Source organism: Roseovarius gahaiensis (assembly GCF_011601345.1).
GTDB classification, from domain to species: Bacteria; Pseudomonadota; Alphaproteobacteria; order Rhodobacterales; family Rhodobacteraceae; genus Roseovarius; species Roseovarius gahaiensis.
Map to the genome: position 1 here is coordinate 1 of NZ_JAAORB010000058.1, position 12719 is coordinate 12719.

Annotated in this window: 11 protein-coding genes and 1 pseudogene; 9 read left to right on the top strand and 3 right to left on the bottom strand. The window is 61.4% G+C overall.

What is annotated here, in order from left to right:
* Positions 1-179 precede the first annotated feature (179 nt).
* On the top strand, positions 180-1022 hold the full coding sequence (locus HAT86_RS15960) for a glycosyl hydrolase (protein ID WP_196780639.1): 843 nt from the start codon (positions 180-182) through the stop codon (positions 1020-1022).
* A gap of 22 nt (positions 1023-1044) precedes the next feature.
* On the opposite strand, the gene idi is transcribed toward HAT86_RS15960, so the two are convergent.
* Positions 1045-1575, bottom strand: coding sequence for an isopentenyl-diphosphate Delta-isomerase (gene idi / locus HAT86_RS15965; RefSeq protein WP_167200187.1), 531 nt, complete (start codon positions 1573-1575; stop codon positions 1045-1047).
* 233 nt (positions 1576-1808) lie between these two features.
* On the opposite strand from idi, the gene HAT86_RS15970 reads away from it, so the two are divergent.
* From HAT86_RS15970 to HAT86_RS16000, 7 genes are all read left to right on the top strand, one after another.
* The gene (locus tag HAT86_RS15970) at positions 1809-2672 is read left to right on the top strand and encodes a LysR family transcriptional regulator (protein WP_231125946.1); all 864 of its coding nucleotides are present in this window, start codon (positions 1809-1811) and stop codon (positions 2670-2672) included.
* Between the two features lie 111 nt (positions 2673-2783).
* Complete coding sequence (locus HAT86_RS15975; RefSeq protein ID WP_167200190.1) at positions 2784-4235, top strand: aldehyde dehydrogenase family protein; 1452 nt, start codon at positions 2784-2786, stop codon at positions 4233-4235.
* Between the two features lie 6 nt (positions 4236-4241).
* Positions 4242-5237 carry a membrane dipeptidase gene (locus HAT86_RS15980; protein ID WP_167200193.1) on the top strand — a complete coding sequence of 332 codons (996 nt, stop codon included), beginning with the start codon at positions 4242-4244 and terminating at the stop codon, positions 5235-5237.
* Between the two features lie 42 nt (positions 5238-5279).
* On the top strand, positions 5280-6842 hold the full coding sequence (locus HAT86_RS15985) for a BCCT family transporter (RefSeq protein ID WP_167200196.1): 1563 nt from the start codon (positions 5280-5282) through the stop codon (positions 6840-6842).
* Between the two features lie 73 nt (positions 6843-6915).
* A complete protein-coding gene (locus HAT86_RS15990; RefSeq protein WP_167200198.1) occupies positions 6916-8610 on the top strand; it encodes a hypothetical protein in 1695 nt (564 codons plus the stop codon).
* On the top strand, positions 8607-9263 hold the full coding sequence (locus tag HAT86_RS15995; protein WP_167200200.1) for a DUF3726 domain-containing protein: 657 nt from the start codon (positions 8607-8609) through the stop codon (positions 9261-9263). The genes HAT86_RS15990 and HAT86_RS15995 overlap by 4 nt, the downstream gene beginning before the upstream one ends.
* A gap of 162 nt (positions 9264-9425) precedes the next feature.
* The gene (locus HAT86_RS16000) at positions 9426-10283 is read left to right on the top strand and encodes a DUF2189 domain-containing protein (RefSeq protein ID WP_167200203.1); all 858 of its coding nucleotides are present in this window, start codon (positions 9426-9428) and stop codon (positions 10281-10283) included.
* Between the two features lie 71 nt (positions 10284-10354).
* Here the strand turns inward: HAT86_RS16000 and HAT86_RS16005 are convergent, their stop codons facing one another.
* Both HAT86_RS16005 and HAT86_RS16010 read right to left on the bottom strand, forming a co-directional pair.
* Entirely contained in the window at positions 10355-11320 is a 966-nt protein-coding gene (locus HAT86_RS16005; protein WP_167200206.1) for an MBL fold metallo-hydrolase, read from the bottom strand.
* Between the two features lie 100 nt (positions 11321-11420).
* The gene (locus HAT86_RS16010; RefSeq protein WP_167200208.1) at positions 11421-12008 is read right to left on the bottom strand and encodes a riboflavin synthase; all 588 of its coding nucleotides are present in this window, start codon (positions 12006-12008) and stop codon (positions 11421-11423) included.
* 153 nt (positions 12009-12161) lie between these two features.
* On the opposite strand from HAT86_RS16010, the pseudogene HAT86_RS16015 reads away from it, so the two are divergent.
* Positions 12162-12644: pseudogene (locus HAT86_RS16015) on the top strand (capsular polysaccharide export protein, LipB/KpsS family); the annotation flags it as partial.
* Positions 12645-12719: the final 75 nt, after the last annotated feature.

Genomic DNA, 12719 nt, shown 5'->3' on the forward strand with positions numbered 1-12719 from the left:
GAGGAAGATCACAACAGATTCGCTGAAGCGGACCGGCTGGAAGCCGGTGGCTTCGATCCATTAGGTGGAAAGTGAACAGCGCGGTTGGAATCGCGGTGAAATGGCCTTACCTGCGCCGCAATTGCGTCCACAAACGCGCAACTTGGCCCGCTAGGCTTGTGCCAAACATCGAGGGTGCCATGCTGCGTCTACTTACCATTCTTGCCACGATAATCGTCATGACCTTGCCAGCCTCCGCCGACAAAGCCGGGGTCGGCGCGTGGGAAGATTCGGCTTACACCATCCTGTCATGGATCGAAGACACCCCGGCGCTTGGCTGGTATTACAACTGGCGCCCCGACCAGATGTGGAGCAAATCACGCCAGCCGCGCTCGGTTGAGTTTGTGCCGATGATCCATTCCGCCGCTGACGTGACCAAAAAGATCAAATCTACGACTCCTGTCACCACGCTTTTGGGCTTTAACGAACCCGACGGAACGGGCGATCATCAGGCCAATATGTCGGTCGAACAGGCCCTATCGCTGTGGCCCAAGCTTGAGGCGCGCGGCCTGCGGCTTGGCAGCCCGGCCACCACCCAAGGCCAAACATTGGGCCAAAACTCATGGCTGGGCCGGTTCATGGCACAGGCCGATCAGCGCGGGCTGCGCGTGGATTTCATCGCCGTGCACTACTATTCCCCGGATGGCGATGTTGCCGCGTTTCGCAAGTTCCTTCAGGCGGTGCATCAGGCCTATCGCCGCCCCATCTGGGTGACGGAGTTTGCCCATATCGACTGGGCCCGCCCCGGCGCAGTCAGCCACGCGCAAAACGCCGCCTTCGCCGACAAGTCCATCCGCATGATGGAGAAATTACCGTTTGTCGAACGTCATGCTTGGTTTGCCGCCAATCCTTACCCGTGGAAAGGCGGCACGCCGAAGATCAACCTGTTGGACACAAACCTGCGCCCCACTGCCGTGGGCAAGGCCTTTGATCGGGTGTTGGCGCAATTGGCCGGCGACCAAGTGGCGCGCCGCGACAACTGACCTGCCCCCGGCAGATATATCGTCAGGCGAAAATCTGCCCAGCGTGCTGGTCAAGATATATCCGCAGCCAAGGCGTGAACAGCTCCGGCGTGGCATGGATGCGCGCCCGCAGGTCATCCAGCGTGATCCAATCGATCTGCATCACCTCGTCGGGGTTGGGCAAGCATGCCACGTGCTGATCGACCCGCGCCACAAAGATATCCACCAATTCATGCTCGATCAGCCCACCGCCCACATCAGCGCGGTATTCCACCTGATCGCGGTAGCTTAGGGTCAGGCCCTGCACCCCCAATTCCTGATGTAAACGGCGATGGGCGCAGGTATTTGGCGTTTCGTCCCAATGAGGGTGGGTGCAGCAGGTGTTCGCCCACAGGCCGGGCGTGTGATACTTGCCCATGGCCCGACGCTGGATCAACAGCGCGTCGCCGCATAGCACAAACACCGACACCGCCTTGTGGCGCAGCCCGCGCTGGTGCACCTCAAGCTTGCCCACCGGGGTCAAATCCCCGTCGACCCATGCAGGGATCAAATCGCTATCCGGATCGGTTTGCATTGCGTCGCCTATCGTTTTTCCGTGATGCCAGTACCGCGCGCGCATCGCTTTTAGCCTGCAAAAGCGCGCAAGACCAGCGGACAAACCGACAGCGCCCATGCGGGCCACAGGCCGTAGCCGCCAAGACCGGTCAATAAAACGATAGACTCACGGCATGCAGCCACAGTATTAAGCAAATACTGAACGGCATTGGCTTAAATCAAGGATACCTGAAGCTGGCAATCAAACTGGAAATGCTGCGCTGCTTTCGCGCCGTTGCCGAACAAGGCAGCCTTGCCGACGCCGCCGAGGTGCTTGGCCGCACGCCATCGGCGGTGTCGATGATGCTGCGCCAGTTCGAGGATCACGTGGGCGCGCCCCTGTTCGAAAGCACCCGCAAATCCCGCCTGACCCCTTTGGGCGAGTTGATCCACGCCGAAGCGCGCCGTGAACTGGCGCATTTCGATCGCACCGTCGCCGCCATTACCGGCATGGCAAAGGCCGAGCTGGGCCACGTGCGGCTGGCGGTGACCCCATCGGTTGCGCAGGTTCTTATGCCGCCGATCCTGCGTGGTTACATGGCCACCTATCCGGGCGTGCATATCGACATGCGCGACGGGGATTCCGACACAATCCAACGCGATCTGGCGGCAGAGCGCGCCGATATCGGGCTGGCCACGCTGACGCCTTTGCCGGGATTTTCACGGCACCTGATCCTGACAGACCGCTTTGGCGTGGTCTGCCGCGCCGATCACCCGCTGGCGCGGAATTGGTCCGATCTGGGCTGGTCCGACCTGCAGGGCGTTGATTTTATTGCAAACGGTCTGTGTGATCAGATCACCGATGAAAACTTCGCCCCGATCCGCGACAATGCGCGGCTGAACGTGGCCAACACGGCCTCTTTGCTTAGCTTGGTGCGCGCCAGTGTTGGCGTCACGCTTCTGCCAGAACTGGCGGTGTTGCCGGGCCAGACCGATCTGTGTTTCCTGCCCCTGATCGACAGCACTGCGCGGCGCGAGTTGTGGATGCTGACCCCACCCGACGAGATGATGACCCCGGCCGCGCAAGCCCTTGCGCGCGTCATCCGCGACGCGGATCTGCGCGACGCACAGGCATAATTCAACTGAACTGAAGTTAATTTCAAAAGATTGCGTTTGCCTGAATAGGCATGACATGGCCTTTTGTCCGGCAACACGCTTGAACCGCGACTCAGCATGAGGGCCCGCACCATGACCGACACGAAACTGAACTATATCGCCGGTGAATGGGTCGCCGGCAGCAGCGAAATCGAAAACCGCAACCCATCGGACCTGAGCGATCTGATCGGCCTCTATACCCAAGCCAGCCCCGACCAACTGGGAACCGCCCTTGACGCCGCCAAAGCGGCACAGGCCGAATGGGCCGCCTACGGGCTGGAGCGCAAGCAAGCCGTGCTTATGGCCATCGGCACCGAATTGATGGCCCGCGCCGATGAACTGGGCGAATTGCTGGCCCGCGAAGAGGGCAAGCCCCGCGCCGAAGGCCGCGGCGAAGTTTACCGCTCAGGTCAGCATTTTACCTATTACGCCGCCGAAATTCTGCGCCAACTGGGCCAGAACGCGCAATCCGTGCGCCCCGGTGTCGAGGTCGATATCAAGCGCGAACCCGTGGGTGTGGTCGGCGTGATCTCGCCCTGGAACTTCCCCACCGCCATCCCGGCATGGAAAATCGCCCCGGCTCTGGCCTATGGCAACGCGGTGGTCTGGAAACCCGCCAACCTCGTGCCCGGCTCGGCCCATGCGCTGGCCGAGATCATCTCGCGCCAAGACATCCCCAAGGGTCTTGTGAACCTTGTCATGGGCTCGGGCGGTGGCATTGGTCAGGCGCTGGCCGAAACCCCCAAGACCGACGCCATGACCTTTACCGGCTCGGTCCCCGTGGGCCGTGGCATCGCCGCCGCTGCCCTGCCCAACATGACCAAATTGCAAATGGAAATGGGCTCCAAAAACGCGCTGGCGGTGATGGACGATGGCGATCTAGACGTGGCCGTCGCCATGACCCTCAATGGCGCTTTCAGCGGCACGGGTCAAAAATGCACCGCCTCCTCGCGCCTCGTGGTGCATGAGGGCATCCACGACGCCTTTGTCGAAAAACTGGTCGCCGCGACCAAGGCAATGAAAGTCGGCCACGCGCTGGAAGAGGGCACGCAGATGGGCCCGGTTGTCAGCGAAAGCCAACTGTCGGAAAACCTCAAATGGGTTGAAAAAGGCCGCGCCGAGGGGGCCGAACTGGCCTGTGGCGGCGAACGCCTGAACATGCCGCACGAAGGCTACTACATGTCGCCCGGCGTTTTCGTGAATGCCACCAACGACATGGCGATCAGCCGCGAGGAATTGTTTGCACCCATCACAAATGTGATCAAGGTCGCCAACTATGACGAGGCTTTGGCCACCGTCAACGACACCCGCTTTGGCCTCAGCTCGGGCATCATCACCAGCTCGCTGGCCCGTGCGTCGCACTTCAAGCAAAACGCCCGCACCGGGATTGTCACCGTCAACCTGCCCACCGGCGGCATGGACTATCACGTGCCCTTCGGCGGGCGCGGCGACAGCTCGTATGGTCCGCGCGAACAGGGTCAGGCCGCGGCCGAGTTCTTCACCACCATGAAGACCACCTACACCGCCGCTGGCACGCCGGAGTAAAGCGCAATGACCTACCGCATCGACTGTCTGCAATATGCCAACTGGTCCGAAAAGGTCTTCCGCCAGATGCACGAGGGCGGCGTCGATGCGGTGCATGTGACCATCGCCTATCACGAAAACTTTCGCGAAACCGTTCTCAATATCGAGAAATGGAACCGCTGGTTTGAACAATACCCCGACCTGATCTTTCACGGCGAATGGGCCAGCGATGTGGCCCGCGCCCGCGAAACCGGGCGCACGGCGATTTTCTTTGGCTTCCAGAACCCCTCGCCCATCGAGGATGACATCGGCCTTGTCGAAGTGCTGCACAAGCTGGGCGCGCGGTTCATGCAACTCAGCTACAACAACCAATCGTTGCTGGCGACGGGATGTTACGAGGCCGAAGATCCCGGCATCACCCGCATGGGCAAACAGGTCATCAAAGAGATGAACCGCGTCGGGCTGGTCGTGGACATGAGCCATTCCGCCGACCGGTCCACCATCGAAGCCGCCGAACTGTCCGAGCGCCCCATCGCCATCACGCACGCCAACCTGCATTCATGGCAACCCGCCCTGCGCAACAAGCGCGACGACGTGGTGCGCGCCGTGGTGGACAACGGCGGCATGATGGGCTTTTCGCTTTATCCGCATCACCTGCGCGGCAAATCAGACTGCACGGTCGATGACTTCTGCCAGATGATCGCCACCGCCGCCGAACGGTTCGGCGCGCAGCATTTCGGCATCGGGTCCGACCTTTGCCAAGACCAGCCCGACAGCATCGTCGAATGGATGCGGGTGGGCCGCTGGAGCAAGGACATCGACTATGGCGAAGGCTCGGCCAGTGCACCGGGCTTCCCGGAGCAGCCCGCGTGGTTCCGCGACAATCGCGACTTTGGCAACATAGAACAGGGCCTGCGTCGCGCGGGCTTTGACGCGGCAGAAATCGCCGGCCTGATGGGCGGCAACTGGCACCGCTTTTTCGCAGAAAACTTCACCCCGGCACACGCGCAGCCGGACACCTGAGGGCCAACGCGCCCTTTTTGGGATATTCGCAGGGAGGAAAGAATGTCCGACACAACCATAACCGATGAGGGCACGCCCAAGGGCGACCTACACCACATCAACAAACCACTATTCGCGATCACCGGGGGGTTCATCGCCCTATTCTGTCTGGTGGCGCTGTATGACCTTGACGTGCTGTCAAGCATGGTCGATTCAAGCTTTGCCTTTTCGGCCAAATATTTTGGCCTGTATTGGCAAATCCTGCTGCTGGCCACATTCCTGATTGGACTGGTTTTGATTGTCCTGCCGGGCAGCAAGGCGATCATGGGCAACATGGCACAACCAGAATTTCCGGTATTCCAGTGGGGCGCAATGATCATGTGCACCCTTTTGGCTGGCGGCGGTGTATTTTGGGCCGCGGGTGAGCCGATGGCGCATTTCCTGTCCAGCCCGCCCTATTTCGGCGACGAAAGCGGCACCATGGATGCGGTCAATTCCGCATTGGCGCAAAGCTTCATGCACTGGGGCTTTCTGGCTTGGGCCATCCTTGGTGCGCTGACCACGGTCATGCTGATGCATTACCACTACGAAAAGGGCCTTCCGCTGGCACCGCGCACCCTGCTTTATCCGCTGTTTGGCGACAAGGCCATCAAAGGCCCGATCGGGCTGATCGCAGATGCAAGCTGCATCATCGCCGTGGTGGCGGGCACAGTTGGCCCTATCGGCTTTTTGGGCCTGCAGGTCAGCTATGGGCTGAACGCGCTGTTCGACATCCCCGATACGTTCACCACGCAGGCAATCGTGATCATGACGCTGGTGGCGATCTACACCACCTCGGCGGCCACGGGCCTATCGAAAGGCATCCAGATCCTCAGCCGCTTCAATATCATTCTCGGCGCTGCCTTGCTGCTGTTCATTTTGGTCGCTGGGCCTACTGTGTTCATCCTCAAAGGCTTCTTTGGCGGCTTGGGAACCTATTTCAGCGATTTCTTCGGCATGGCGCTTTACCGCGGCGAGGCCGGCGTCTTTGGTGAGCCGGGCTGGCTTGGCTGGTGGACCGTCTTCTTCTGGGGCTGGTTTCTGGGGTATGGGCCTTTGATGGCGATTTTCATCGCACGCATCAGTCGCGGCCGCTCGATCCGGTCGATCGTGATCATGCTGGCGCTGGTGGCACCCATCGTCACCGCTTTCTGGTTCACCATCGTCGGCGGAACCGGCATCAATGCCGAACTGAGCAACACCGGCACGGTCTCGACCGCGTTCGAAGGTTTCAACCTGCCTGCTGCCCTGCTGGCGATCACACAGTCATTGCCGATGGGGTTCATCGTGTCGGTGTTGTTCCTGATCCTGACCACCGTGTTCGTGGCAACGACCGGCGACTCGATGTCGTATGTGATCTCGGTGTCCATGTCGACCGAGGATCGCCCGGCCCTGCCCGTGCGGATTTTCTGGGGCATCGCGATGGGCGTTATGGCGTTGATCTTGATCTACACAGGGTCTGGCGGCATCGGCAAATTGCAAAGCTTCATCGTCGTGACCGCCGTTCCGGTGTCACTGGTGCTGCTGCCCTCGCTTTGGGATGCGCTGCGCATCACCCTTGCCAAAGGCCGCGAGGCCAAGACCTGATCGCAAAAAAATACAGGGCGGCCTTTGCGGGCCGCCCTATTTTGTTTCACACTGACAGGACGGGAGGAGCCTGATGGAACAGACCCAAAGCAAAACGATTGCCCCCCGCGACCCCGATGTCGTGATGCAACTTAGCCGCCTTGGCTCGTTCCACCAATCGCGCCTTAGTTTCATGCGCATCCTTCTGCGCCGGTTGGAAGCCGAAGCTTGGACATTCGACCGACCCGTCTTCGACATCGACGCGCGCGGCGTCGGCCGGGCCGTTTATTCCGCCCATGGCCCCGAGCGCAGCTATAGCCTTGTCGCCTTTGCCAATGACTTGCCGCCCGAAAAACGATCAGACCGGGTGATCGCAACGGAATGGGACGCGACCTTTACCCTGTTCGACGGTATTCCCACCACCGCCGATCTGGACCGCCTGCAAAACAACGTGCCAAAACAAGAGGCAGGCCGCGTCAGCGAACGCGAGTTGTCGCTCAGCCGCGCCAACCGCTCGGTTCGGTTGTGGGATTATGTCGTTGAAAAACTGGCGGCAGGGGAACAACCCGACCAGACCACAGTGGAAAAAGTCGGCTACTTGATGCGCACCACGGCCGTCTATGGATCGGGCAAATTTGGCGCGGCTGATCGCGAAGACACCGCCGACCGCCCCGAATTTCAGGCCCCGTTCCAGATCGAAATGCTGTCGGTATTCCTGACCCGCGCCTTCGTGATGGATCTTGTCGAACACATGGCGCAATCGCGCGCGCCCGACACTGCCGTGCCGCTGGACCCAAATTTGCGCCGCCGCTTTGGTATGGGCAATTCAACCGGGCTGGGCATGGCGCCGTTCCTGCTGACGCACCCTGCGCTTTTGAACAGCTGGATCGCCGCCCGCGAAGAGGCGCTGGCCCGCATTCGCGGGCTGCCCGATGCGCACCCGTCCGAGGTGGATATCTTCCGCAGCTTCGCCCTGCGCGCCCGCCTGCACGCGCAAGACTGGTATTCCGAACACCCTGTGCAGATTGCCAAACTTGATGCGCTACGCGCCGACACCGCCGCGCTGCTGGCGCATCTTGACAGCGTCGATCTGACCGCCGATTACCCGTGGAACCGCCTGTGGCTTTGGGCTGAAAGCGCGCTGTCGGTCGAAGGCCAAGAGCTTCTGGCCTCGCTTTTGCTGGAACCCTATCCGCACCTTGTTGATGGGCTGTCTTCATGCATGGGGGCCGATGAAACCACGACTTGGCGGATTGATGGCGCCATGAGCACAGACAGGCTTCGCACCCTGACGGAAAGCATCTACCGTTGGGCGCTCGACACCGACTGGACCAGCCCCGAGGCACAAGCCCGCGTCTGGTATACGTCGGAAGAAAAGCTGGAGCCGCGCCTTGGCGACCGCTTTGACGAGCCGGTCGAGCCTTACGAGCAGCCGCTATGCCCCGGTCGTGATGCCGCGCGCATGTATGTCGATCTCTGCGCCGCGTCCAACACCACCGTTGCCGGGTTCCTGATGCATCACCCCGAACACCGCCATATCGTGCGCCGGGTGCAGATCACGGCGCGCTTGCCCTATGCCGAGATCCGCGACAACACCATCGCCGACACGGTGATGCCGATCGACATGCTGCGCCTCAAGCTCAGCTTTTTCGGGGCCTGCCACTTCGATCCCCGCTCGGATCGCTGGGTGCGGATCAACATGTATCAACACGCCCCCTTCCCGCATGAATTGGGGTCACGCTCGGGCGATGACTGGGCGTATCCGTTCCTGACGGGCGGTGCTGCATGAGTTGGTCGCTGAACGAAATCGAAAGCCTTGCGCGCAAGGCCGCGCGTGGCGCGGGGCTCAGCTGGGGGTTGGCCGAAGAAGCCGGCAAAGCCACACGCTGGCTGACCGCCGCTGGCCTTCCCGGGCCAGAAGCGCTGGCCGATCTGCTGACGCGCAACGATGGCGCAGACTATGATATGCTGTGTCCGGTCGAAGCCCGCGAAGCCCACTGGTCGGCCAAAGGCGGCACACTGTGCCCGCTGGTCGCGGGGGCCGCCTTGTGCGACCGCGCCGAAGCTTTGGCCGCGGGTGATAACATGACGCTTGGCCAGACGGCGAGCCCGATGCTGCTGCTGCCCTATCTGGCCGCCGCTGCGCAACTGGCCGGGCGGGGCTTGCGTGTATCATGGGGCGAACTGACGGTGACGCTTGCGGGTGACATGCATCTGCAGCCAGCCAATGCCAACGCGCTGCATGCCCCGCTGGCCGACAGCGTGCGCATCGAATGCACCGGCACCCGCCTGCCCGATGCGCCATCGCCCGCCAAGGGCCGGGGCCAGATGCCGCCAGACGTTCAGCAGCGTCTAAACGCCTTTGCACAGCGCACCTATGCCCCCGCAACCGAAGCCAGCCGCCTTGCCGGGGCGGGCGCGGGGCTGACCGACAACGATTGACGCACACGCGCCCAAACACGCCTGTCCCAAAATCGTGACCCCACAAAGGCGAAACCTTGTGTTACCCTGTGGATGTGCGGGGATCCCGCCAAGATCGGGGGCCCGCTTGTGGGCATGCTCAAGCCGATGCTTGACCGCCCACCTGAACAGGAGGGATCAACAATGGTCAAAACAATCGGAAATCCGCTGTCATGGGCCGCGCAAGGCGTGTCAAACGCCGGGCACGCCATGGGCGATGCCACGGGCGCATTGGGCGGCACCGTCACAACACCACCGCAGGTGCGTCAGATCACCAATGACGATTTGCGCCGCGCGCTGCGCAAAGGCTATGCCGATTTCGCAAGGTTTCGCAGCGATGTCATGTTTCTGGGCCTTATCTACCCGGTGATTGGCCTGTGCCTTGCGGCAGTCGCCTTTCATCAGGCGTTGCTGCCGATGCTTTTCCCGCTGGGGGCGGGATTTGTTCTGCTTGGGCCGATTGCCGCTATCGGGCTTTATGAACTCAGCCGACAGGCCGAAACCCGCAAGGATGTCGGTTGGCGCGCGGCGTTTTCAGTTTTGAGCGCGCGCAATATCGGCCCAGTTCTGGTCATGGCGCTGTACCTTCTGGGGCTATTCCTGCTGTGGCTGCTGGCCGCAATGCAGATTTACAACTGGACCCTTGGGCCCGCCGCACCGGCCAGCGCCTTTGACTTTGCCATCGCGGTTTTCACCACCGTGCCGGGATGGGCCATGATCGGGGCGGGTATGGCCACCGGGTTCGTGTTTGCCGCGCTCGTTCTGGTGATCAGCCTGACAACGCTACCGATGATCGTGGATCAACGCGTGGGCCTGCCCGTCGCGGTGATGACCTCGGTTCATGTCGCGCGAAAAAACCCCGCAACCGTCGCCCGTTGGGGGCTGATCGTGGCCGTGCTGATGCTTTTGGGATCACTGCCGTTGTTTTTGGGGCTGGTCATCGTCCTGCCCATTCTGGGCCATGCGACGTGGCACCTTTATTGTGCGGCCGTGCCAAGATAACCGCGTGCCCTGAGGCTGGCCAAGGCGCCCACCCGCGCCTTGGCCATTGATATATGACGCGACACGCGCCCTCAGAACTGCCACAGCGCGGGAACAAAGCGATACTGATCGCCGTCGCGCTGCACATGCCCGACACCGGGGAACGGGAAGTGATAGCCCAGAATGGCAATCTGGTCCTCGGCGGCCATGTCAAGCAAGCGCTTGCGCGTGGCCACGGTCTGATCGCCATCCGCATCAAACCCGTTATACCATTCGGGATGGGCAAAGTTTGTATAGGCGTGGCTCATCGAGTCGCCCAGCGCGATCAGCGATTGGTCGCCACTGTCGACCCGCAGGCTCATGTGGCCCGGCGTATGGCCCGGCGTGTCGATCATGGTCAGGCCCGGCACCACTTCGTGACCATCTTGGACCAGCGTCCATTCGGCACCATCCACATTGATCGAATTGACCGCGCCCAGCACGAATTGCTGATCCTCGGCGGGCACACGATCAACCAGACCGTCCTGCATCCAATAGTTTTGCTCAGACTCACCGATCAAGTATTCCGCATCGGGGATGATCGCCTCGTCAAACCCGTCACGAATGCCCCAGATATGATCGGGATGCGCGTGGGTGATGACCACATGGGTGATCGCGTAAGGGTCGATGCCCGCCGCCTCTAGGTTGCCCATCAACTGGCCGGTGTTTTCCATGAAGCGGTTGCCCGAGCCGACATCGACCAGAACCTTGGCATCCCCCACCTCAACAAACAGGTGGTTGGTGTGCGAATATCCCAGTTCGGGCGACAGGAAATGCCGCTTTAGAAAGGCCTGCACCTCGTCGCGGTCGGCATTCACGCCCAGCCCATCCGTAGGCAGGCGGAAATACCCGTCCGACACGATGGTGACCCGCGCATCCCCCACCGAAAAGCGGAAATGCGACGGGTTACCACCTTCGGGCGCGCCCAATTCGGCCCGCGCGGCCAGCGGCATGGCGAATGCGGGCGCGGCCGCTGCCATTTTCAAAAGGTCGCGGCGTGTCGGTTTCAACAATGTCATGAAATTCCTCCCTTGGTTTTACCGCAAGGATAGCCGCCAGAAACATTTACGCAATACGTTTCATGAATATGAACGCGCCAGCCCCTTGGCTTGGGCGCGGTCAGTTCATTTCATTCAGCCGCGCCACATAGCGCGCCAGCGTATCAATCTCCAGATTGACCGCATCGCCCATCGCCACATCCCCCCATGTTGTCACCTGCTTGGTGTGCGGAATAAAATTGATACCGAAATCACATCCCGTCACCTCGTTCACGGTCAGCGATGTGCCGTTCAGCGCCACCGACCCTTTCGGCGCGATGAACCGCGCCAAGCCTTCGGGCGCGCGCAAAGTCACGCGGGTGCTGTCGCCCTCGTCGCGGATATCCACCACCTTGGCCAGGCCATCGACATGGCCCGACACGATATGGCCGCCCAACTCGTCGCCGACCTTCAAGGCGCGTTCAAGGTTGACGCGCGCACCTTCGGCCCAATGCTCAAGGTTGGTCTTGGAGACGGTCTCGGCGCTGATATCGACGTCGAACCAATCCTCGCCCTTATCCACCACCGTCAGACAGACCCCATCACAGGCGATGGACGCCCCGATATCAACCCCGGCCATGTCATAGCCGGACCCGATCCGCGCGCGCAGATCGCCACGCTTGTCCAACTGGCGCACGCGCCCGACATCGGTGATGATCCCTGTAAACATTGGCTTGCCCTCTGGTTTGTTCCCTTGTTGAAGTAGCCGTGCGATACCGGCGTGACAAGGCACCACGCCGATCAACTGACGACTTATTTTTGCCCTAAAACTGCGCTACACCGAAACAATCGGTAAAGGGTGCATGCGTAAGGTGCAGCGGCAATGACAGGCGACGGGCGAACATTTCTGTTTCTGCAAGGGCCACATGGGCCTTTTTTCTATCGCTTGGCGCGGATGTTGACCCGCGCGGGCGCGACTGTCTGGCGTGTCGGGTTCAACGCCGGCGATCAGGCCTTCTGGCCCGACCGGCGCAGCTATATCGCGTATCTCGACACCCCCGAAAATTGGCCCGAAACCTTTGACACCCTGCTGTCGGACAAGGGCGTGACCGATCTGGTGCTCTATGGCGACACGCGGCCGATCCATGCGCAGGCCGTGGCCGCGGCACGGGCGGCCGGGCTGCGCATCCATGTCTTCGAAGAAGGCTACCTGCGGCCCTATTGGGTGACCTATGAACGCGGCGGCACCAACGGGCATTCGCGCCTGATGGATATGTCAGTGGCGCAAATGCGCAGCGCGTTGGAAAATTCCGACATGGACAGCGCCCTGCACCCGGCCAGTTGGGGCGACATGCGCCACCACATGAGAACGGCGGTGCAAAATTAGACCACGGTAGCGCCGCCATATTGGCGGTGCGGGCGGCGTAAAAGTCGTCCACTT